Here is a 21,279-nt window from a genome sequence, read left to right as displayed (position 1 = left end):
ATGTTACCAGCAGGGTGGAGGCAGCGAAGGTCAAAGCGCTTTGGCTACTGCGTCTTTTAGCGCTGGCCAGTGCCAGGCGTAATATTCGCCGACGCCGAGCGCGGGGTCTCTCGGCGGCTTCCCGCCGGCGATTGTCTCCATCAGCTCCAACACTTTGTTGTACTTGTAGAGCAGTCTCTCCAGCCTCTCGGTCCCCGGCTGGTCGAGGACGTCTGGGTCTTCCACCGCCCGCTTGAGTAATTCAACAACTCCGAGTTTGGCGGCCTCTCTCGCCATCTTGTCTACCCTCTCCCTCTTGACGATGGCCTTTACGTACCTCTCCACGTCCCAGCCCACCCTCTTCAAGTCGCCTACGCACCTGGGGTTTCCTCCGCATGTCCGCCATAGCGTCTCGAAATCTATTGGCGGGCTCAGCGCTTCGTAGAGCTCTCTCTTCCCGCGCCAGATTCCAAACCACGTACGGATCGGCGTAGCGCTTCGGAGCGATTTCTCTCACCGCCGTGTATTCCGACGTAATGAGGACGACGTTGAGTGTTATGTTTCTAAGTTCTTCGTCTCTCAGAGAGGGGTGTTCCATTAGATCCATGTAGTATTTGACCCAGCCGACTGGGTCGTCTCTGTAGGCTCGGTGGAATTCGTCCACGATGAGGAGTATGTCTTTAGAGGTCTTTTCTACGAAGTATAGGGCGATGTCTACCGCGGTTCTGGCCAAGAACTCGCCTACTTCGCCGGCCGCCGCCTTTGCGAATTTTGAAAGCGCCTCCTTCAGCCACTGCACCGCGTTTGTGAAGAGGGCGTTTTCAGCCCTCTTCGCCCTCGCGTTTATGTAGAGAACCACCACGTCGCCAAAGAGCTCCTCCGCCCTCTCCGCGACCTTCTACGCCAGCGTCGTCTTGCCGCAACCGAGAGGGCCGTAGAGGAGAAAGGGGTAGGTGTGTTGCACCCCCATAACCTCTCTAAACCACTCAAGCTCCCGGACACGGCCGACGAAGATATCCACGTCTCTCCCTGTGGCTTGTTTTATATAGATTTTGTGTAGCGTTTTATTTGTGTCAAGTGTGGCGCGGGGGTATCGCGTTGTGGTGGGTCTACGGATCTCCCGGCGGTGGCTGTTGGATCTTTTTGGCCCATTCTTTGGTCTTCTGGGCGAGGTGTCGTATGTCTTTTTCGACGTCGCGTATGTCTGTGTAGCGGCTTGCGACCTCCTCTGGGTCTAGCCCGTTGTATTGGAACTCGTGGAGGTTTATCGCCAAGTCTGTAAGATATACTATCTCCACGCCGTATATGTCTGCTAGGATAGACGCGACCTCTCTAGCCCTCGTTGTCGGTATATATGCGATGATTATATCCGACTTTTGCCTGGCCTCTCCTGTTTTATCTTTCACAACGCCGCCGAATCTGCTGGCGATTGCCTCTCTGTTTTGCGCCGCGGCGGCCGCCAGAAGCGCCTTCCAAGCCTGCCACGCCTTGCCTGCGGCGTTTCTCATAAGGTCCTGCTCTAGAAATCTAAGGGCGAGCTCCGTCTCTAACACTGCCTCTTCTGTTCTCAGCTTGGCGTATTGTTTAGCACCGCGCCACGCATTGGAGGCGGCCAGGCGTGGAACGCCATGAGGTAGCCCGCGGTAATGTATTTATGTCTTGTTGTAGCCGTTTCGCAGACGGCGGCGCCGGGCTTGGCTGTGTTGGTTTTTAAATGGTTTTGTCATTTGTCTTGTGGAAAAGCCTCTGCGGTTTATTAGGATGGCCAGTGGGGTTCACGTAGTTGCCGTGATGACGCATCCCTTTCCCTGCCCGGGGAGGTGTAGCTTTTGCCCCTCTGCGGCTGGGGTTCCCAAGTCGTATATGCCGGATAGTCCGGTGGTTTTGAGGGCTAGGCGTAGTGGTTTTGACCCCTACCGGCAGGTGGTGGGGCGGGTGAAGGTGTATCTCGACAACGGCCACATGCCCTCTAAGGTGGAGGTGGTGGTTATGGGCGGGACCTTCTCGGCTTTGCCTAGGTGGTATAGGGAGTGGTTTATTGGCAACGTGTTTAAGGCTCTCAACGACTACCCCAGCTGGGCGGCTGGGGCCGACCCTTCGCCCGACCTCGAGCTTGAGCAGCGGCGTAACGAGGGGGCGCGGATCCGGTTGGTGGCTTTGACTGTGGAGACGCGCCCTGACTACGTCGACGTGGGAGAGGTGGACTTCCTCCTTAGGCTTGGGGTGACGCGGGTAGAGCTGGGAGTCCAGTCTATCTACGACGATGTGTTGGCCCGGGTCGATAGAGGCCACGGCGTCGCCGAGGTGGTGAGAGCCACGGCGCTTCTGAAGGACTCGGCGTATAAGGTGTGTTACCACCTAATGCCGGGGCTCCCCGGAAGCGACCCGGATCGGGACCTGGAGATGTTTAGGGAGGTTTTTTCAAATCCAGACTTCATGCCGGACTGCGTCAAGATATATCCCACGTACGTCGTCCCCGGGACGAGGCTGTATGAGGAGTGGAGGCGGGGCGGCTATAGGAGCTACGGCGAGGATACGTGGCTCGATCTGTTGGCGAAAATCTACGCCTCTGTGCCGAGGTGGGCCAGGGTTATGAGGCTGGGGAGGGATATACCTCTGCACCATGTCGTCGACGGCCCGAGGTGGGGCAATATGAGACAGGTGGTGCTTAAGCGGATGGAGCAGCTAGGTCTTAAATGTGTCGAAATAAGGTGTAGAGAGGTTGGCATAAAGCTTGCCAACGGCGTTTACGTAGAGCCGGGGCCTGTGGAAATAAAGAGACATATCTATGAGGCTTCTCGCGGCGTGGAGGTCTTTTTAGAGGCTGTGGGGCCGGACGACACTCTATACGGCATACTTAGGCTGAGGGTGCCGTATAAGCCGCATAGGCCGGAGCTCGTTGGGCAGACGGCGTTGGTGAGAGAAATACATGTATATGGCCCAGAGGTGCCGGTGGGGGAGGAGGGGGTCTGGTGGCAGCACGTGGGCATAGGCAGATCTCTCATGGAGAGGGCTGAGGAAATTGCCGCGTTGGAGTTCTCAGCAAAGAAAGTCGCTGTGATAAGCGGCGTGGGGGCCAGGCCCTACTTCAGGAAGCTCGGCTATGAGAGATGTGGCCCCTACATGTGTAAAGAGCTTAGATAAGACGCTGGCGGCTTTGTCGTCTGCTGTTGTTTAATTTTGTAAATTTGCGTATCTCATGCTTCCCCCTCCTGCCGGCGTGCTTAAGCTAGATCAAAACGAGGTGCCTATTCAACCGCCTGATTATGTAGTAGAGGCGGCGTCTTATATGTCGCGTTTTGTCAATTGGTACCCGCCTAGAGAGCTTTACGACGAGGTGAAGACGCTTTATGCAGAATATGCGGGGGTAAAGCCTGAACATGTCGTTTTGTTTCCAGGGGTAGACGGCTTTTTCGAGCTATTTCTCCGCGGCGTAAAAAAGCTTGTAGCCCCCGCGCCTTGTTTCTATAAGTTTGAAGAATATGCGAGGTCTCTGGGGGTTGAAATCCTCGGCGCCTCTATCGCCGGGAGGTTTAGGCTTGAGCTCTCCGAATTTTTAGATCTAGCTAAGAGGGCAGATGCCATATATATAGACAGCCCCAATGACCCAAGCGGCCAGTTGTTAATCTCGCCGAGAGATCTAGAGGAGGTACTCGCCTTGGGGAAGCCGACGGTGGTAGACGAGGCGTTTTTTGAATTTTCTGGCGTGTCTATAGTAGACCTCGTCGAGAGTTGGCCTAACCTCGCAGTAGTGAGAACAATGTCGAAAGCGTTTCTACTGGCGGGCTTTAGAATAACGCCAGTGGTCTTTGGAAGACAGTTTAAACTACGTGACGGCCTCTGGATTTCCCTCCCATCTCTAGCCGCCGCCAGAGCAGCCCTCTATAAGAGGGATTATGTCGACGACGTAGTTAAAACTGTCAAGGGCGAGGCGCAGTTTCTCTTCGGCGAGCTCCAGAGGCTTGGCTTTGACGTGTTGCCTACCTACGCCAATTTTATTCTGGCGAAGGGGCCTCCGGGCTTGGCGAGGAGGTTGAGAAAATTCGGCGTGTGGGTTAAGGACGAGGAGGAGAGGCTTGGGCCTGGCTATGTACGTATTACTGTAGGCACTAGGGAGATGAATCTACAGCTTGTCAGAACGTTGGCCTTGCTTATTAATTCATAACGCAGTTTTACCATGGACTTAAACACTGCAAGGGCGCTTGGGTTAGAGCTCGCGGGTAAACTGCCGTGGCAAGAGATAGCAGATTCGCCAACTATTAGATACTACACAGATTGGTCTAAGTTTGAGGGTTTTAAACCGTTGAGAGACATCACGCCTCAGAAACATCCGCCCGGCCCTTGCGAAATTGTTGTTATAAACGGCCGTTTGGCCGGTTGGGGCGTTTGCAACGGCGTAGAGACGGCCTTGGCGAATGACATATTTAGGCAGGTGGAGATAAATAGCAAGATTTTAGCTCTACACGCCTCTGCGCTTTCAGAGGCTGTCTATGTGGGGGTGAAGAGCCGGGTGGAGCCTCTCGTAATTAAATTAATTGCAGATTTGCAAAGAGCCCATGTTGCCAGCCATTTACTACTTGACGTAGACAAATCTGCGTCAGGCTCTATAGTGGTGTATGTCGAAAGTGGTGTAGATACAATGCATACGGCGGTTGTAGAGGGCGATGTGAGGGGGCCTGTTGAATATGTCCTTGTTTCTAGAGGCGGCGGCCCCCAGTATGTACACTCTACACTGTCTATTCGCTCTTCTATATATGGGAGGCCGTTTGTAGTAGGCGGAGTTATGAACGCCGTCAGAGAGGAGTATATACTTGGGGAGGAGACTTACGCCGAGGTTGTGGGGCTGGAGTTGGGGCTTGGCGAGAGTAGGATAGATCATGTGGTTTCTCTTGTCAACAACGCGCCTAGGGGCCGGAGTTTTGCAAAACTCTACGCAGTAGCCGCCGACAGATCTTTTGTGGCGCAACGCGCGGTGGGCAGAATTACCCAGAGGGGGGTCGGCAGCGAGAGCTCTGTCGACGGGGTGGCCTATATTGCAGGAGATGAGGCTGTGGTAAATACACAACCTGTGATTTTGGTGGAGACAGGCGATGTAGCAGGCGCTAGACACTCAGCGGCTGACGCGGCGTTAGACGAGGAGAAGGAGTTTTTCCTAAGGGCCCGCGGGATAAAAAAAGAGGACATCTCTAGGTTGTTGATAGCTAGCCTTATAGATCAATACCTCTCTACGCTGTCTGACAGAGCTCGAGATTTTGTAAACTCTGTGTTTAAATCCGTCGGCATATTTTAGCTAGATCTAAACGAGGTGCTTAACCACCTGAAGTAGAGACGGCGTCTTATATGCCGCGTTTATCCTACTTTCTCGTGTTATCTCTCCTATGAGCCGCTACCCTGGCTCTGGGGCTTGGCGACTAGGGGGCGCCGCCAGCCCCAACGACCCTACTTGCCCGGGGTTGCCTAAGCGACTCGGGGCGGGCCCCGCGCCCTCTTGGGGAGGACCGGCGTCGCAGAGGGGGGCTGTTTTAGCGAATCCACTCTACGCCCTCTGGCGTGAAGAAATTTGGAATTGTGGGGTCTATCTCCGGCGGTTTTAAGAGATGGCGCCACTCGCCTGGCCGCGGCAGTAGTATATCTTGCGGCGATATATCGTATAGCCACTTTGTCGCTACGTGGTAAAAAATAGTTCCACACCCTCTACATCTCCACCCCTTGCCCCTCCCCAGGCTCTCAAGCGACCCTCCGCAGTATGGACATCGTCCTTTCTCGGCGAGGTATCTGCCCAATATATAGGCCCTCTCTACATATAGATATAGGGACTCCCCCCTGGGTTTTACCCCGCCGTAGAGTACGACGTCACAGCCTATACATCTTTCCAATCTTGCGGCTAGTTTTCCCAAGTGTCTATACACAACAAATTCAATGCCGTTGTCTAATCTGCCGGCTAAATGTCTGCCACTAATCCTCCTAGTCTCTACAATAATCCCTCTTGTTCTATAGAATGAGTAGGGGTATGGGTCTTGGAAGAAGACGCCGAGTTCTATATGTGCGTCTGTTGCTTGGTTTGTCCTGTATATTACCCACCCCACCGGCTTATAGCCCCATTTCTCTAAGAGGGCCAATGCATATCTAAGGTGTTGTGGCGTAAGTCCACGTATGCCGTAATATACAGGGTCAGGCCCCCTGGGCTCTATCAACACACGTCTTTTGTCTAAGTTGTGGAAAGTGTAGGGGTATGTAAACAATTCCATAGCTTGTACAAGCTCAGGCGCTACTGGGGCTCTCTCCCCCTCTCTATATGCTATTAGTTCAAAAGTGGATTTTGGAAACGCCGCGCCTACTGCCGCAACGGCGCCGACTCTCCCTCTGCCGCCCCATGTGCGAACGCCGACTCTATCTGCTGCACTTGCGCTCACCACTTGTGTTAAGGCCATGCGGTATAAGAGACGGGCCCGCTCTGGTATTTCGCCAACTGCCACAGCCACCCCCGGGTCTGTCTTTCCCTCGCGTCTGGCATATATGTTTACTATGTCAATTACGAGTTTCCAAAGCTCTTCTATATCGCCTTCTGGGATATCTAAGTCTAATGCCACCGCAGCGTTCCCTCTGGTTTTAAATGGGATATTTGGATTTAGCCGGACGAGGTGGGGAAAGTCTCTAAACGCGCGGGGCCCCCATTTTTTCATTATCTCCTTAGCTAACACATAGCCTACATATGTCGTACATCCACCTCTGTGGCTATCTGTATCGTCTATACCTACTACAACTCTCATCTATATGGAGAATACCACCTGTCTCTTAGGCTCGGCCTAGAGATGCTGGAGGTTTTATCTACAAATCTCATGTCTTTTGCAACTGCGTTTAAAAGCAGTTGGAGATCTAACGGAAGCGAAGGCCCGTAGTGGGCTAACGTGTCGTTGGGAGTTACGACATACGGCTTCTCTCTAAGAAACAGAACCTCTTTTTCGTAATACATCTTACCCTTGGCTTCATAAACTACAAATTTTGCTCTTTCTATCAACTCGGTTGGGGGGCTTTCGTTTTGTCTAAACACACAAGGGAGACCCCTCATATATCTCAAGCCTATATGTGTCAACGCGTCTGCGACATAGGAGTTGCTACAAGCCACGTCGTAAACGCCTAGGTTTATAATTGCCAAGACGTCGTCATATAGCGGTACGCCTTTAAACAACTCTCGGTATATACCTGCGACTCTATCCCCTTCCTCGTCTTTATCAAATATTCTTGCAAAAAATCTAAAGATGGCCACGACATAGTCTATATTTGTCGGCGTTGGAACTGCTATAACTGCCTTGGCAATTTTCGTTACTTCGTCTAATAAATGTTTTTGGACTGGGTAGTATAAAATTACGAGATCTGGCCGAATTTTCTCTAGCACATCCATATTAACGTCTACAAAGGTTCCGACAATCGGCGCTCTGAGTAATTCCGCAGGTCTGTATGAAAAAGCGTCGCGACCTGCCAAACTTATGTTAAGTATAGCCAGAAACTCGTTTACAGAGGGGTTTAAACTAACCACTTTCTCTGGCACGCCGTCTAACGCCCCTCTAAAAATCACATATGGTGATCAATAGCGCTATAAAAAGATGGGGGTGCCGCATACCCCCGCTTCTGTTGGGGTATCAATCTAACCCCCTACCCGGGCCTCGCCGCGGCCTCATAGGCCCTGCTTGGGGGCCGTGGCGCCGGCTGGTTTTTACCCCCGCCTTGCGGCGGCCCGCCGGCACCCTCCGCGGACGGTGCGGGAGGTTCCAGAGGGGGCCCGTCTCCGGGCGCCCCCCGTCCCCTCGGCACCCCCAGTTATTTTCTCCTAAGTAGTATTTATGTTATCCACGCCACAAACCTAGGGCCAGCCCTAGGAGGAAGGCTATAGATGAGTAGGGGATTGCGTCTTTTATTTTCATGGCGTAGTATATTGCGTCTTTTGTTGCATAGCCGAGCTGTTGTAACACTGCAGTTATTTGTTGTGGCGAGATATAGCCCAATGCCGCTAATACTAGAACCAGCGCAGTAAGTATGAGGGCAGCTGACAAAATTCTTTTGGCTAAGGCGCCGACTAAAAACCCCACTATAAATGGGCCGACGAGCGCCAGTAGTTGATCTAGCATGTAACTAGCGGCGTGGATGTTTTTAAGATTTTCTAGAATAGTTTATAAAGTATGTACGATGGAGAGCCACTGTGACTTTCCACTGCCAGCCGGACTGCGCCTTATGTTGTAGAGCAAGCCCCGTCACAGTGTTGCCTCATGAAGTTTATGTATTGCAGAGGTTAGCCAAGGAGCTTGGCGTCGCGGTTGTTTTTACGCCTGCATATAGAGTTGCAGATTTGAAATCTGGGCTGAGAATTGCGTTGAGCTACCTAATGCATTTAAATGAAGAGGGGAAGTGTCCCTTCCTAGAGGGCACTAAGTGTAAAATCCACGACCTCTATAAGCCGCTGACTTGCCGCTCTTTTCCCTATTTGCCAAAGGTTATTAAATACAGCGTCGACCCAATAGCCCGTGAAATACATATAGAGGTGAGATTTGTCATGTCTACGTTATGCCCTGTGATCCGCCGCGATCTCACGCCGAAAGATGTAGCCAAGATGTCGAATATAAATATCGCGGTTAAATACGCACCAAGAGAGACCGAAGCGGCTTTAAAAACGCTGGAGGAGAGGTACTTCTATGCAAAGGTTTTGTCAGAGCTGTGGAAAAGGGGGCTGGTCGAACTGGCGGAGGAGGATAAATACCCGTTTTTCCCAGTGGTAAACGGCTTTGCGTTTATTAGGCGTTTTTACCCAGAGCTAACGCTAGAAAAGTTGTTACGCTAGAGCAATCTATCGGCTACAAGTTTTTCAAAATCGACCACAGGCTTGCCATCTATCTCTATTGGCTGGAGCGCAGGAGGCATCCTGCGGTAGTTGGGGTCGTATATGCTTTCATATCTCTCCTCAAAGGTGGGGACAAGCTCGTTTTTGTAGAATATACCTAGCGGCAGTCTGTCTCGTTCCACGATTTTATCTAGGGCTTTGCGTATTTTTATATCAACTTCTTTTTCGTCATGTACAACGGGGTCCCACGTTGGATCTGCTTCGTCAAGTTTATATATTCTCTTTTCGTACCACTCTCTCGTCATTACGTTGTTATAGGTGACGCATGGACTATATATCTGTACAAAGGCAGACCCCTTGTGTCTTATAGCCTCGACAATAAGTCTCGTCGTGTATTTTATATCGTAGGCATACCCCCTTGCTATAAATGTAAACCCTGCTGTTAGAGCCAGGAGTAGCGGATTTATCTCGCTCTGTGGGTTGGCCTTTGGTATAGCTTTAACTTTAATGCCAGCCGGGAGAGTGGGCCCAGCTTGTCCTCTCGTGAGTCCATATACAGAATTGTCCATTAAAATTACTGTCATATCTACATTACGTCTGCCTAAGTGAAGGAGGTGGTTCCCTCCTATGGCCATCAAGTCCCCATCGCCGCCAACTACAATCACTTCGAGAGACGGATTGGCCAGCTTTATCCCAAGGGCGTAGGGAATTGCTCTGCCATGGATTGCATGGACACTTGTGGTACGTACAAAATGGGGTAGGCGGGAGGAACACCCAATCCCCGAGACTAACACTAAGTTTGCTGGGTCGAGATTTAGCTCTGCAAAGGCGTTATACAAGGCTTGTAATACGCCAAAGTGGCCACAGCCGGGACACCACTCAGGAGTCCTAACCCATCTGTAGTCGGCAACTGTTCTCTTAACCGTCTGCATAGTCATAAGTCTGTCTCTATTTTAATAGTCTTTTGACCTTCTACAAATTTTCTATATGCGTAGATGACATCATCTGTTGTTATAGGTCTTCCGTTAAACTTCACAGCCACAGCTGTCGGCTCTATTCCGGCAAACATCTGGGTAATCATGGCGAGTTGGCCTAGGTAATTATTTTCTATGAAGAGCGTCTCCCTACCCTGTAGATATTTCTTAACGAGTTCTACTGGATATGGGTAAAGCATTTTAACATAGAGAAAGCCGACGTCTTTTAATTCCTCAAGCGCTGTGAGAACCGCGGGTTTTACAGACCCCCACCCCACTATCACCCTCTTGGCGTCTTGAGGCCCAAAATACAACACCTTCTCCTCTGGTGAAATCTCGCTTTCAATAAGCTTTAGCTTTGCCATTCTTCTTTCAAACATCTTGGTTACAACCACGGGATCTTCTTCTGGATCGCCCTCTGGATCGTGTTCTAAGCTGTTTAAGTGGAAAATTGCGTTTGAGATGCCTGGTAGTAACTTGGGCGGTAGTATTTCTTCAAGTGGATATGCCTCTGCGTCTTTTGTCTGTGGGAAGACGACTGGTTTTTCAGTTTGTATCTTTACTTTTGCAGGATCTGGAAGCGGCATTACTGCGAATGTGTTAGACAGATTTTTGTCGACGAGGTGTATCACTGGAACGCGGTAGCGTTCTGCCCAATTTGCAACTCTAATATTGTCAAGAAACACCTCCTCTAAGTCTCCACTGGCATATACGATTTTTGGATACTCGCCATGGCCTATGAAGAGGGAGAATAAAAGGTCTTGTTGAGCTTGTCTAGTGGCTTGGCCTGTACTTGGCCCTGCGCGCATCCATACAGTGACCACCACCCCAACCTCCATCATTCCAGCCATTGAGAGCGCCTCCGCCATTAGACTAAAGCCAGGGCCGGACGTGACTGTAGCAGCTCTTGCCCCTGCAATCGCGCCGCCGGTAGCTATAGCTATAGCTGATAGTTCATCTTCAGCTTGAAATGCCATTGCGCCGATTTTCTCAAACTTTGCCAACTCACCTGCGTTTCTATCCACTGGAAATGGTATAAGTCTTTCAAATGTCATTGCGTCGTCTGTGGCAGGCGTTATTGGGTAATATGCAACAAATCTTATCCCACCAACTATCTTACCGTAGCCAGATGCCTCATTGCCGTTCCAAAATATCCGCTTAACGCCAGGGTTGCGGGGCTTAAGTGTAGTTATCCGCTTATCGACGAGTTTTATGGCCTCAGCAGCGATTTTTTTATTTTGCTCTATCACCTCTGCCTTTCTGCCAAGGGCAAAACCGACGCCTCTAGCTACATACTCCTCGTCAAGACCTAGAAGAGCCGCGCCGAGAGCTACGACAAAGGTGTTAACAAATCTAGCCAACATAACCGGCGATGTAACACCAATTTTTCTTCCTATTTCGCTTATATGTTTATTATAGGGGAGCCCTAATATTTCAACGCCGTTTTGTCTTAGATATTCTACAAAACCCTTTACCGTCGGTTCAAACCCATGTTCTTTAGCGAATTTTTTGAGTCTCTCCGCAAGGGGTTTTGCGAGCATTTGATAACTATCTGGAGTCTTGGGGTCTTCTTCTGTATTATATACGAGGAAGCTGCCTTTCTTTAGATGATGGATATGTTCTAATACGGCATGTCCGTCGAATGTCAACGCCAACTCTACGCTGTTTCCAGGCGCTGGGGCGGGCCAGTTTTCGGAGATTGTACCAACTACATAGCTATGGCGACCTCCAGCTATATTACTCCAAAACTCTCGTCGCGCGTATACATAATATCCCGCAGCGCCTACGCCATATATGAACATAAAAGAAGCAGTCTCTACTCCTCTGCCTTGTGGACCCCCTATTAAGAAACTTATTTTCATTAGAACAAGAATAATATACATATTTATATTTTTTATCAAGATCATTGCCACGCCATCACTCTATAAAACGTGTATGCTGTATGTTGTCATAAAAATTTATATCTTATAGTTTCTACGTTTGACGTAGTTAATTTTTTCAAAAGTCTAATTTAGTCTTCTCTTTTGTTTCGCTCGATTATTTCTCTAGCGATATGCGCCACAATGCCCCTTATCTTCCTAAACCGCTTAGACGTGAGATAACGTGCTCTGTCTTCGAGACGTCTCTTTCTCACGGGATCCGTCTCCCTCGCGGCCCGCTCCTCAAGCCGGCTTATCTCCTCGTGGAGTCTCCTCAGCTCTCTCACCGCGTCTTCGTCTAGAAGTCTCAACGTCTGTCTCAGTTTTCCGTCCACGAGGAGACCCATCATGACTCCATGATCTAATCTGTTCACATCAACGGCAACAACGGCCTTTGACTCCACAGACGCCACCTCGCGGGCGAATACTAGGGCGATGTATAGCTTTCCATAGGTCGGTTCCTTGCCCTTCCGCTTTTCTATGTTCAAGAACGCCAACTTCAATTTAGCGCCCTCTTCTACCCTCTCTCTTATCCAAGAGATGTCGCTCTTATTCAACTCGATGGCGAAAGGCGGTACGCCAGTCTTCCGCACTCTGACTACGCCGCTCTTTAGGTCAACGAAAACCGCCTTACTCGTATTTCTTTCGTTTTCAATCCTAAGTTGGGCGTTTAACGGAACCGCCCTGTGGAACGCGACATCGCGCCAGAAGAACTTAGTCCACTCTGCGATATATCTCTTAAGTCCGTACTTGGGAAACACCTCCTCGATAATCCGGCGCGCCAACTCCCGCTTGTCCGGCATGAGGAGTCTGTCCAACCCTCCGTAGCCAGCTTGGGCTCCTCCTGCCCCGTCAATTCCTTCAGTAGCCTTCTGGCGTACTCCTCCACCGCTAGGCACATCCTCGTCGCTAGGTCTAGGACGTCTAGACGCTCCTCAACGAGACGCCGTGGGATTCTGATCTTCAGCGTCCTGTAGACTTGGCTCATATGCGTAAAGGGCGTGGGGGAGAAAAACTAGGCGTCGAGGTTTGAGCAAGTAGGGTGTCGGTCTTGGGGAAAGCTGTCGCTGGGTGAACGGGGAAACCACAGTTAGTATCCGCCAGGCGGTGTTTACAATGTACGCGACAACTTCACACCTCCCCCCGCCACATGCACGAAAAAGCCAGAAATTCCCTTTCCACTCCCCCGGTTCACCTGCCTGACGTCGTCGCTGTCAGGCAGGTGAGTCGAAAGAGTAGAATCTGCTACATAGGCTTTGTGTATAGTTCCTAATGCCCGTCAGTATCATTTCTGTTGCGACTGAGGCTATTATAAGCGACATGAATCTACCGACTAGTCTCAGAGGGGTGGCGCCGATGTATTTTACAGCTCTGATGCCTACTATCAACGTTATTGCGACAGCTGTTGAGGCAGTAAGCGCAACGAATAGAGTTATTAAGGGGCCGTAGATAGATGACATAACTATCAGCGCCGTTATAGTGCCTGGGCCTACAATAAGCGGTGTTGCTAGCGGTACAACGGCATGTTCCTCTGTTATCTCAATTCTGCCTACATAAGAGCCAGAGAGTAGGGTAGTAACTGAGATAGTCATTAATACAATGCCGCCTGCTATTCTAAAACTATTGATGCTGACGCCAAATGCGGACAATATAAGTCCCCCGCTTACTGCAAAAATTGCGGCGAGTATGTATACAACGGCTATTACAACTGTGGTGATTTTTCTCACATATGCAGGCCTTTCAACAGCCAGAGGCCCCACTACTGCGAGCTTACCGATTGGGTTCATAATAGCGTAGAGTTGTCCTACAAGCCCTAAAAACTCCAAAGGAGTCACGTTGTTAAGCTAAAATGGTCAGTTTTAAAAACCTCTTCACAAATCCGGCCTCACGCGCTACATCATCCGAAGTGGGAAAATTTAGTCGTGTTGTGTCTCTTCTACTTTCACACCTTTTACAATGGCTTCTATGTATTTTTTCCTCTCTTTTTCGAACTGATCAGCTGGATAAGATTTGACTTTTGCCAATATCTTTGGTAGCGCTGTATATTCCATTTCTTCGGGCGGTAGCCTATGTGGTTGGAATGGCCCCATGCGGCGGATGTAATCTGCTATCTGCGCCGCGGTCTGTCTCACATAGTCAAAGGCAGGGTCGTCAAAGAGGTCGACGCCGCCTTCTAAATACCCGTCGTGTAACTGAAAGCCCAAAGCGCCGACTTTTGGAGGGCCGTCAAATCTAGTCATTTTCGGGCCCAGCGCGATCCTTCTCTCTGGGTCTATTGAGACAAAGCGCGCTGGCATGAGAGGACCTGCGTGACTTCCGCGCATCCACCCGTGGACTAGGTGGGGATGTGCGAAGGCTTCTAGTATTTCGCCGATGGCGGGGAGGCCTGATTGAGCTCTTACGATCATGACTGGGTCGTCTTTGCCGACGTATCTGCCGGCTATGAGGGATAGTCTCTCCACGCTGTTTGCAGCGGCGGGAATTCCATCTGATCGTCTAAACACTTTTCTGATTATATACCTACCAGTGGTGCCTATTAAGCCGAGTAGAGAATAAGAGTCTTCTGGAGTCTTCAGTAGATATACCTTGTGCTCTATTACGTCTAAGACCTCAAAGATAAAGCCTTCATGCATCGAGGGGTCTATGACAAGACCTGCGGTGGTGAAGGGGTCTGCAAACATTTTGTAAAGCGGGAGGTTGAAGGCGCCAGGTTCTGTCTTGTCTGCGGCAAATACAACTATAGGCTCGCTGGGCCTCTCTTCAATTTCCATTTCTGCGACCTGGGGCCCTAACCCCCTTATGTTACCAGAGAAGGCCTCCTTTAGTAGATCTTGACCAGCGCCATATAGTTTATATCTCTTGGCTACTTGCTCAGTTACCTCCTTAAAGGTCTCCCATGCCAGTCCGTGTATTTCCGGGTTATCTTCGCCCTTTGTGTGTGTCATTAGTAAAGAGATGTCGTCGCCGACGTTGTAGACAAAATAGTCAATTATCACTCCTTTTCTCTGCGCCTCTTTTAGTTTTGCTGCGGCATATTCAAGCATCTTGGGATGTACATAGGCGTGGCCTGGAAAACCTCCGACGTCAGCTTTTATTATAGAAACTGTTACCTTCATGCAAGCAGAGCGGAGTTTTATTTAAAAATGTTCTCATGCCTGTGGCAAACTTTGATTATGTAGAATCGACGGGATGGCTTTCTAAAATCCAGGATGTTTATAGAAGAGCCTCACTTAATAGTATAGTATTTAGATTTTTACACCCCATTGTCGATTTTACTTATGTATATAGATATCTTTGGAGCCGTGGTTGTATGACTTTTCTTATATACTATGAAAATAAACCCATAGGCGTAATAGACCTAACTCCTTGTGACGAAGGCGTAGAGGTAGCTATTTTGATTATCGACGCTTTCCAAGGGAAGGGTTTGGGAACCGCCGTAGTTTTTGACTTTGCAAATAGAATTAGAAAGATGGGTTTTAAATACGCCCTAGCTTATGTATTACCAGATAATTACAGAGCACTGGCAATTGCTAGAAAGATAGGCGCCGAAGTTAAGTGTAGAGATCTCTGCATGATTAGGTACAAACTTTCAGAGACACAAGAGGGGTCTATAGGAAAGTGTGGCTAGATAAAGTTTATATAACCGTCTAATTTGGCTATTGATGTCTAAGGGGCGAATATCAAGGCCTATCTCGTTCTTGAAGATGGTTCGGTCTTTGTAGGCAAGCAGATCGGCGTCGAGAAGACGGTGGTTGGAGAGGTCGTCTTTACAACCTCTGTAGTTGGCTACCCACAAGTGTTGACAGACCCGAGCTACAAGGGGCAAATAATTACTTTTACAATGCCTCTCATTGGGAACTATGGCGTTTCTGAAGACCAGCTTGAGTCAGACGGCATAAAGGCTGAGGGTGTTGTAGTTTTTGAAGCAACGGTGCCGAGCCATTACAAATCGGTGATGTCCTTAGACGAGTGGTTAAAGGCCGAGGGGATTCCTGGTGTTGCCAGGGTAGACACAAGGGCGCTTGCTATCAGGCTTAGGGAATACGGCGTTATGATGGGGGCGCTGGGGCCTGAGGAGCCCGAGGAGCTTTTAAAGCGGCTGAGGTCGTCTCCACGCTACGACGAGGTGAACTACGTCGACCTCGTGTCGGTTAAAGAGCCGCGTGAGTTGGGAAATGGAAAGCTTTGCATCGGCGTGGTGGACTGCGGCGTAAAGAAATCTATAGTCATGGAATTTCTAAAGAGGGGGGTAAGGATTAAGCTCGTGCCTTGTCGTTCTCCAGAGCTGGCGTTTGACTGCGACGGCCTCTTTTTGAGCAACGGGCCGGGTAACCCCAAGTTACTGGGTTCGCTTGTGGAGAAGGTGAGGGAGTACGCCGAGTACAAAAAGCCCCTCACCGGCATATGCCTGGGCCACCAGGTGATCGCCCTTGCCATGGGCGCCAGCGTGTACAAGCTCAAGTTTGGACATAGGGCTAGCAACAAGCCCGTGCGGGACCTCCGCTTCACGGGGAAGACCTATATCACAGTCCACAACCACGGCTACGCCGTGGATCCAAAAGACAGCGGGCTGAGGGTCTGGGCTGTTCAGCCAGATGACGGCACCGTGGAGGGTCTCTACCACGAGTCTCTCCCCATCTTGACGACGCAGTTCCACCCCGAGGCCTCCCCAGGGCCGCAGGACACAAGGTGGATTTTCGACATGTTCGTCAAGCTTGTCCAGCGCCATGCCGGACATTAGGAAAATCTTGGTGATAGGGTCCGGCGCTATTAAAATTGCTGAAGCGGCGGAGTTTGACTACTCGGGCTCGCAGGCCCTGAAGGCGTTTAGGGAGGAGGGGATAGAGACGGTGCTTGTCAACCCCAACATAGCCACTATACAGACGTCGAAGGTTCTGGCGGATAGGGTCTACTTCGTGCCTATACAGAGGCAGTTCTTGGCGGAGGTCATAGAGAGGGAGAGGCCTGACGCAATTGCGTGTGGCTTTGGTGGACAGACGGCGCTGTCGGCCTGCGTAGATCTACACGACTCCGGTGTCTTGGATAAATACGGCGTTAAGGTTGTGGGAACGCCGATACGGGGAATAAAGAGGGCACTATCGAGGGATTTATTTCAAAAGGCCATGAGGGAGGTCGGCATACCGATCCCGCCCAGTAGCCCCGCGAGGTCGCCCGAGGAGGCGCTGAAGGTCGCGCGGGAGATAGGCTATCCGGTGGTGGTGAGAGTGAGCTTCAACCTAGGCGGGGCGGGCGCCTTCGTTGCCAGGAGTGAGGAGGACCTAAGGGCCAGGGTGTATAAGGCCTTCGCCCAATCTGCAATTGGGGAAGTCCTTGTGGAGAAGTACTTGGAGGGGTGGAAGGAGATAGAGTTTGAGGTTGTGCGCGACGCCTACGACAACGTCGCCGCAGTGGTCTGTATGGAGAACGTGGACCCCATGGGCGTACACACGGGGGACTCCATAGTGGTGGCCCCTTGTCTCACTTTGACAGATGAGGAGTATCAGAAGGCTAGGAATATCTCCATCGGCGTGACGCGCGCCATCGAGCTAGTGGGCGAAGGCAACGTCCAAGTGGCGGTCAACTACGCTGGACCTGAGCAGTACGCCATAGAGACAAACCCACGTATGTCTCGCTCTAGCGCCCTTGCCTCCAAGGCCTCGGGCTATCCGCTTGCCTTCATTGCAGCTAAGTTGGCCTTGGGCTACCGTCTGGACGAGGTTTTGAACCAGGTGACGAGGCGGACGGTGGCGGCGTTTGAGCCCGCGCTTGACTACATAGTGGTTAAACACCCGAGGTGGGAGAACGACAGATTCGGCGTATCCGAGGGCCTGGGGCCAGAGATGATGTCTATCGGCGAGGCCATGGCGGTGGGGAGGACGCTGGAGGAGGCTTGGCAGAAGGCGGTTAGGATGATCGACATAGGCGAGCCCGGCCTAGTGGGCGGGCCTATGTTTAAAGAACTGACGCTTGAGGAGGCGAGACGGTGTCTAGAGGGGTACAAGCCCTACTGGCCGATATGCGCCGCCAAGGCCATGTACCTAGGCCTATCCATAGACGAGGTGTACAGCTACGTGAAGGTGGATAGGTTCTTCCTAAGGGCTATACAGCGCGTCGTAGAGGCCTACAAGGCGCTTGAGCAAGGCCGGTACGACCTGGAGGAGCTGAAGGTGTTGGGCTTTTCAGACAGTCAGATAGCCGAGGCGCTGGGGGTTAAGGAGGAGGAGGTGAGACGGGCGAGGAGGCGGCCGGTGGTGAAGAGGATAGATACGCTTGCCGGGGAGTGGCCAGCCGAGACGAACTACCTCTACCTCACCTATGGCGGCGTATACGACGATGACGTGCCGCCGGCGGACTACTTGGTGGTGGGCGCCGGCGTCTTTAGAATAGGCGTAAGCGTGGAGTTCGACTGGTCTACCGTAAACCTGGCGCAGGAGTTGAGAAACAGGGGATTCAAAGTGGCTATCTTGAACTACAACCCCGAGACGGTATCGACGGACTGGGACATAGTGGATAAGCTCTACTTCGACGAGATCTCCTATGAAAGGATACTAGACATAGTAGAGAAGGAGGGCAGCGGCATTACGGTTGTCCTCTATGCGGGCGGCCAGATAGGCCAGAGATTGTATAAGCGTCTTGAGGCGGCGGGGGTAAAGATCGGGGGGACCCGCGCCGCGTCTATAGATGTGGCAGAGGACCGGAGTAAGTTTTCGGAGCTCCTGGAGAAACTCGGTATAAAACAACCGCCGTGGTTCGCCGCGAGATCCCTAGAAGAGGCGGCTAAACTCGCCGAGGCGTTGGGCTATCCCGTGTTGGTAAGGCCCAGCTACGTCTTAGGCGGCACCTACATGGCCGTGGCTTACGACAGAGAGGGGCTCTTGAGCTTCCTCACGAAGGCGGCTAAAGTGAGCGGGGAGTACCCGGTGGTCGTGTCCAAGTTCATACCTCGCGGCATTGAGGCAGAGATAGACGCCGTGTCTGACGGAGTTCGGCTCGTCGCCACTCCCATCGAGCATGTGGAGCCGCCTGGCGTACACTCTGGCGACTCCACCATGGTGCTCCCGCCGAGGAGACTGGAGGAGGGGGCTGTTAAAAAGATGGTCGAAGCAACGCAGAGGATCGCTAGCGAACTCGGGGTCAAGGGTCCTCTCAACGTCCAGTTTATAGTCTACGATGACGTGTACGTAATAGAGGCGAACCTCAGGGTAAGCCGCTCTATGCCATTTGTAAGCAAGGCCACGGGGGTGAACTACATGTCTCTGACAGCAGATGTGTTGGTGAATGGCCGTCTCGCCGTAGATGAGGAGACTGTGGTGCTTAAGCCGACTAAGTGGTGGGTGAAGTCTCCACAGTTCTCTTGGTCTAGGCTGAGGGGGGCATACCCGCGGCTGGGGCCTGTTATGTATAGCACGGGGGAGGTGGCCTCAAACGGGGCCACCTATGAGGAGGCATTGCTTAAGAGTTGGCTGTCTGCAACGCCTAATAAAATACCGGAGAGATCTGCCCTAGTATATACATACGATAAGCATAGCGAAGAAACTATTTTACAAGTTGCGTCTCTACTCTCCACAAGGCTTGAAGTATATACGCCGGAGCAATTAGGCGAGAAGATCGTGGATATGTTAAAATGGAAGGAGATAGATATTGTGATGACGGCAGGTGTAACGCCAGAGAGAGACTTCTTAATTAGGAGGACTGCTGCAGATACCAATACCCCTCTTGTATTAGACGCCACACTAGCTCTAGAGCTCACTAAGGCGTTTATCTGGTATTATAAAAACGGGAAGTTTGAAATATCGCCGTGGTAGCTATAGTATACGACGTAATTAGAGAGGAAGAGAAAATGCTTATTAAAGCCGCTGAGAGAATGGGAATACAGCTGAGATTTGTAAAAGTGGGTGAAGCTATGGATATAAACGGCTGGGAGCCCGATGTCTACCTCATACGTACGTTGAGCCATAACAAGGGGATTATAGCGGCGGCAGTTGTTGAAGGTAACGGCGGGATATCTGTTAACTCTTCTGTGGCGATTGCGACAAGTTGGAATAAAGCAGTATCTCTTGCAAAATTAAAGAGGGCAGGTTTGCCCATACCTAAGACAACAGTTTTATTTGGCGAGACAGATATAGAGATCGGAAAGAGATCTATTGTAAAGACCGTGAGCGGTAGTTGGGGTAGAAAAGTCGCACTTGTGTCAACGCCAGAGGAGCTCAAGCTATTACTTAGATCGGCGGAGGGCGAAGTGTTGATGCTCCAGGAGATGATAGGCACTGGTGAGGATATTAGAATTTTTGTTGTAGGAGATAGGGCGGTTGCAGCCATGAGGAGGATACCGCCTGAGGGCGATTGGAGGAGTAACGCGGCGCGCGGAGGCAAAACACTTCCGCAAGACATAGACGGCGAGTTAGAAGAGCTTGCTATAAAAGCGGCTAAGGCCGTCGGCGCGTTTTATGCAGGCGTGGATATTTTAATCGGCGATAGGTTATACGTCAACGAGGTTAATGGGATACCGGAGTTTAAAGCTTTGACAAAGACAACCGGGGTAGATATAGCAAGTCATATAGTACAAATGTTGCTAGAACTTAAGAAAAGAGACTGAATAGCCTATCTCTTACATATGGCTCTTTGTAAAGTCTATCTCCAATTTTCACAAGGAAGTTGCCACGGGGGGTCACCCTACCGATTTGTGAGTATGGAATGCCGAGTTTCTTAAGTCTTTCCTCAGCCTCCTGTACAGAGTTGGGCGGCAATGTGGCTAATAAAACGCCTGAGCTTAAAGTCTCCAAGGGATCTATCCCAAAGGCAGAACACAACTCTTCAACCTCCCTGTACACAATTACTTTACTGGGATCCACCTCTATAGATACCCCAGAAGCATAAGCAATTTCGGCTAGTCCGTTGGCAATTCCGCCCTCAGTCGGGTCGTGCATAGATGTAGCTAAATCCGCAAGGGCAAGAGCCTCCCTCAACACAGAAACAGCTTTTGCCAACTCTTTAGCTCTGTCTAACACCTCCTTATTTATCCCCTTTTTGAGGGCCTCGTTTTCAAAATCTGTGGCGAGTATAGACGCAGTTTCTTGACCGGCGGATTTCGTCATGAATACAACGTCACCGGGCTTAGCTCCGGAGGTAGAGATATAACGCCTTCCTACGCCTATTGCTGTTGCTATAGCCACCGGTCTACCAACTGCGGATGTAACCTCAGTGTGACCTCCAACTATAGCCACATTGACCTCTCTAGCGGCTAGATCTATTTGTTTTGTCACTTCGTCAAGGAGGGTCTCGTCAGTTTCTGGAGGGAAAAGGAGAGCTATAGAAAGCCACATCGGGGGGATTCCCCTTACAGCTATGTCATTAGTAGGCACATACACCGCGAGATAACCGAGCAGTTTTATAGAGCCAGATATGGGGTCTGTGTGAATTGCCAAATAGTAACCTCCTAAGTCGATTATCGCTGCGTCTTCGCCTATAGCTGGGCCCACCAGCACCTCCCGCCTAGGCGCCCCCCTTCTGTTAAAAACAAGGCGCTCAAGCACATCGGGCGGGATTTTGCCAATTTTCATAAGATAGGAGAGTT

The 21,279-nt window shown here is 50.9% G+C and carries 20 protein-coding genes and 1 pseudogene; 8 read left to right on the top strand and 13 right to left on the bottom strand.

The genetic code is table 11. The annotated features are described in order from the left end of the window. Positions 1 to 30 precede the first annotated feature (30 nt). The 4 genes from ACZ49R_RS03455 to ACZ49R_RS03440 form a co-directional block, all read right to left on the bottom strand. Positions 31 to 276: a hypothetical protein gene (locus ACZ49R_RS03455; RefSeq protein ID WP_464733761.1), complete on the bottom strand. Its 246-nt coding sequence runs from the start codon at positions 274 to 276 to the stop codon at positions 31 to 33. Next, a complete protein-coding gene (locus tag ACZ49R_RS03450) occupies positions 242 to 841 on the bottom strand; it encodes a hypothetical protein (RefSeq protein ID WP_464733760.1) in 600 nt (199 codons plus the stop codon). Before ACZ49R_RS03450 ends, ACZ49R_RS03455 begins: the two co-directional genes overlap by 35 nt. A gap of 36 nt (positions 842 to 877) precedes the next feature. Beyond that, entirely contained in the window at positions 878 to 1,000 is a 123-nt protein-coding gene (locus tag ACZ49R_RS03445) for a hypothetical protein (protein ID WP_464733759.1), read from the bottom strand. An 88-nt stretch (positions 1,001 to 1,088) separates the two neighbouring features. Beyond that, a complete protein-coding gene (locus tag ACZ49R_RS03440) occupies positions 1,089 to 1,532 on the bottom strand; it encodes a PaREP1 family protein (RefSeq protein WP_464733758.1) in 444 nt (147 codons plus the stop codon). Positions 1,533 to 1,740: 208 nt separating this feature from the next. Between ACZ49R_RS03440 and ACZ49R_RS03435 the strand changes: the two genes are divergently transcribed. From ACZ49R_RS03435 to ACZ49R_RS03425, 3 genes are read left to right on the top strand one after another with little or no spacing between them, the layout of a single operon-like run. Further along, on the top strand, positions 1,741 to 3,123 hold the full coding sequence (locus ACZ49R_RS03435) for an elongator complex protein 3 (protein WP_464734091.1): 1,383 nt from the start codon (positions 1,741 to 1,743) through the stop codon (positions 3,121 to 3,123). Positions 3,124 to 3,178: 55 nt separating this feature from the next. Continuing rightward, positions 3,179 to 4,144 carry a pyridoxal phosphate-dependent aminotransferase gene (locus ACZ49R_RS03430; protein ID WP_464733757.1) on the top strand — a complete coding sequence of 322 codons (966 nt, stop codon included), beginning with the start codon at positions 3,179 to 3,181 and terminating at the stop codon, positions 4,142 to 4,144. Between the two features lie 12 nt (positions 4,145 to 4,156). After that, positions 4,157 to 5,269 (top strand): SufD family Fe-S cluster assembly protein, encoded by a 1,113-nt coding sequence (locus tag ACZ49R_RS03425; protein WP_464733756.1) that lies wholly within the window; start codon positions 4,157 to 4,159, stop codon positions 5,267 to 5,269. Between the two features lie 232 nt (positions 5,270 to 5,501). Here ACZ49R_RS03425 and ACZ49R_RS03420 read toward each other — a convergent pair whose 3' ends face one another. From ACZ49R_RS03420 to ACZ49R_RS03410, 3 genes are all read right to left on the bottom strand, one after another. Next, on the bottom strand, positions 5,502 to 6,749 hold the full coding sequence (locus ACZ49R_RS03420) for a tRNA(Ile)(2)-agmatinylcytidine synthase (protein ID WP_011762913.1): 1,248 nt from the start codon (positions 6,747 to 6,749) through the stop codon (positions 5,502 to 5,504). Further along, positions 6,746 to 7,555, bottom strand: a complete 810-nt coding sequence (locus ACZ49R_RS03415) for a TroA family protein (RefSeq protein ID WP_464733755.1) — start codon at positions 7,553 to 7,555, stop codon at positions 6,746 to 6,748. The genes ACZ49R_RS03420 and ACZ49R_RS03415 overlap by 4 nt, the downstream gene beginning before the upstream one ends. A 268-nt stretch (positions 7,556 to 7,823) precedes the next feature. After that, entirely contained in the window at positions 7,824 to 8,105 is a 282-nt protein-coding gene (locus tag ACZ49R_RS03410) for a hypothetical protein (RefSeq protein WP_464733754.1), read from the bottom strand. Positions 8,106 to 8,176: 71 nt separating this feature from the next. Between ACZ49R_RS03410 and ACZ49R_RS03405 the strand changes: the two genes are divergently transcribed. After that, positions 8,177 to 8,812, top strand: coding sequence for a YkgJ family cysteine cluster protein (locus ACZ49R_RS03405; RefSeq protein WP_464733753.1), 636 nt, complete (start codon positions 8,177 to 8,179; stop codon positions 8,810 to 8,812). Here ACZ49R_RS03405 and ACZ49R_RS03400 read toward each other — a convergent pair. The 5 genes and pseudogenes from ACZ49R_RS03400 to fbp form a co-directional block, all read right to left on the bottom strand. After that, a complete protein-coding gene (locus tag ACZ49R_RS03400; RefSeq protein WP_464733752.1) occupies positions 8,809 to 9,750 on the bottom strand; it encodes a 2-oxoacid:ferredoxin oxidoreductase subunit beta in 942 nt (313 codons plus the stop codon). The two genes, ACZ49R_RS03405 and ACZ49R_RS03400, sit on opposite strands and share 4 nt — an antisense overlap. After that, positions 9,747 to 11,648 carry a 2-oxoacid:acceptor oxidoreductase family protein gene (locus ACZ49R_RS03395; protein WP_464733751.1) on the bottom strand — a complete coding sequence of 634 codons (1,902 nt, stop codon included), beginning with the start codon at positions 11,646 to 11,648 and terminating at the stop codon, positions 9,747 to 9,749. Before ACZ49R_RS03395 ends, ACZ49R_RS03400 begins: the two co-directional genes overlap by 4 nt. Before the next feature lie 170 nt (positions 11,649 to 11,818). Continuing rightward, a pseudogene (locus tag ACZ49R_RS03390) lies at positions 11,819 to 12,693 on the bottom strand (nuclease/transposase family protein); the annotation flags it as partial. Positions 12,694 to 12,919: 226 nt separating this feature from the next. Beyond that, entirely contained in the window at positions 12,920 to 13,540 is a 621-nt protein-coding gene (locus ACZ49R_RS03385; protein WP_464733750.1) for a MarC family protein, read from the bottom strand. Positions 13,541 to 13,621: 81 nt separating this feature from the next. After that, complete coding sequence (gene fbp / locus ACZ49R_RS03380; RefSeq protein WP_464733749.1) at positions 13,622 to 14,821, bottom strand: fructose-1,6-bisphosphate aldolase/phosphatase; 1,200 nt, start codon at positions 14,819 to 14,821, stop codon at positions 13,622 to 13,624. 194 nt (positions 14,822 to 15,015) lie between these two features. Here fbp and ACZ49R_RS03375 point away from each other — a divergent pair, with 194 nt between their 5' ends. From ACZ49R_RS03375 to ACZ49R_RS03360, 4 genes are all read left to right on the top strand, one after another. Beyond that, on the top strand, positions 15,016 to 15,333 hold the full coding sequence (locus ACZ49R_RS03375; protein ID WP_464733748.1) for a GNAT family N-acetyltransferase: 318 nt from the start codon (positions 15,016 to 15,018) through the stop codon (positions 15,331 to 15,333). Between the two features lie 102 nt (positions 15,334 to 15,435). Continuing rightward, on the top strand, positions 15,436 to 16,446 hold the full coding sequence (gene carA / locus ACZ49R_RS03370) for a glutamine-hydrolyzing carbamoyl-phosphate synthase small subunit (RefSeq protein ID WP_464734090.1): 1,011 nt from the start codon (positions 15,436 to 15,438) through the stop codon (positions 16,444 to 16,446). After that, the gene (gene carB / locus ACZ49R_RS03365) at positions 16,433 to 19,510 is read left to right on the top strand and encodes a carbamoyl-phosphate synthase (glutamine-hydrolyzing) large subunit (RefSeq protein WP_464733747.1); all 3,078 of its coding nucleotides are present in this window, start codon (positions 16,433 to 16,435) and stop codon (positions 19,508 to 19,510) included. The genes carA and carB overlap by 14 nt, the downstream gene beginning before the upstream one ends. Beyond that, positions 19,504 to 20,301 carry an ATP-grasp domain-containing protein gene (locus tag ACZ49R_RS03360; protein ID WP_464733746.1) on the top strand — a complete coding sequence of 266 codons (798 nt, stop codon included), beginning with the start codon at positions 19,504 to 19,506 and terminating at the stop codon, positions 20,299 to 20,301. Before carB ends, ACZ49R_RS03360 begins: the two co-directional genes overlap by 7 nt. Here the strand turns inward: ACZ49R_RS03360 and ACZ49R_RS03355 are convergent. After that, on the bottom strand, positions 20,285 to 21,265 hold the full coding sequence (locus ACZ49R_RS03355; RefSeq protein WP_464733745.1) for an AIR synthase family protein: 981 nt from the start codon (positions 21,263 to 21,265) through the stop codon (positions 20,285 to 20,287). The two genes, ACZ49R_RS03360 and ACZ49R_RS03355, sit on opposite strands and share 17 nt — an antisense overlap. Between the last annotated feature and the right edge of the window lie 14 nt (positions 21,266 to 21,279).

This window comes from Pyrobaculum organotrophum (assembly GCF_055384425.1).
Note: the sequence above shows the minus strand (reverse complement) of the source record. Positions and strands in the feature narration are given on the sequence as shown.

Excerpts from the sequence above, each read along its gene's own strand:
- ACZ49R_RS03400 (WP_464733752.1), bottom strand. The coding sequence starts at position 9,750 with ATGACTATGCAGACGGTTAAGAGAACAGTTGCCGACTACAGATGGGTT.
- ACZ49R_RS03420 (WP_011762913.1), bottom strand. The coding sequence starts at position 6,749 with ATGAGAGTTGTAGTAGGTATAGACGATACAGATAGCCACAGAGGTGGA.
- ACZ49R_RS03425 (WP_464733756.1), top strand. The coding sequence starts at position 4,157 with ATGGACTTAAACACTGCAAGGGCGCTTGGGTTAGAGCTCGCGGGTAAA.
- ACZ49R_RS03410 (WP_464733754.1), bottom strand. The coding sequence starts at position 8,105 with ATGCTAGATCAACTACTGGCGCTCGTCGGCCCATTTATAGTGGGGTTT.
- ACZ49R_RS03395 (WP_464733751.1), bottom strand. The coding sequence starts at position 11,648 with ATGAAAATAAGTTTCTTAATAGGGGGTCCACAAGGCAGAGGAGTAGAG.
- ACZ49R_RS03455 (WP_464733761.1), bottom strand. The coding sequence starts at position 276 with ATGGCGAGAGAGGCCGCCAAACTCGGAGTTGTTGAATTACTCAAGCGG.
- ACZ49R_RS03375 (WP_464733748.1), top strand. The coding sequence starts at position 15,016 with ATGACTTTTCTTATATACTATGAAAATAAACCCATAGGCGTAATAGAC.
- ACZ49R_RS03355 (WP_464733745.1), bottom strand. The coding sequence starts at position 21,265 with ATGAAAATTGGCAAAATCCCGCCCGATGTGCTTGAGCGCCTTGTTTTT.
- carB (WP_464733747.1), top strand. The coding sequence starts at position 16,433 with ATGCCGGACATTAGGAAAATCTTGGTGATAGGGTCCGGCGCTATTAAA.
- ACZ49R_RS03430 (WP_464733757.1), top strand. The coding sequence starts at position 3,179 with ATGCTTCCCCCTCCTGCCGGCGTGCTTAAGCTAGATCAAAACGAGGTG.
- fbp (WP_464733749.1), bottom strand. The coding sequence starts at position 14,821 with ATGAAGGTAACAGTTTCTATAATAAAAGCTGACGTCGGAGGTTTTCCA.
- ACZ49R_RS03435 (WP_464734091.1), top strand. The coding sequence starts at position 1,741 with ATGGCCAGTGGGGTTCACGTAGTTGCCGTGATGACGCATCCCTTTCCC.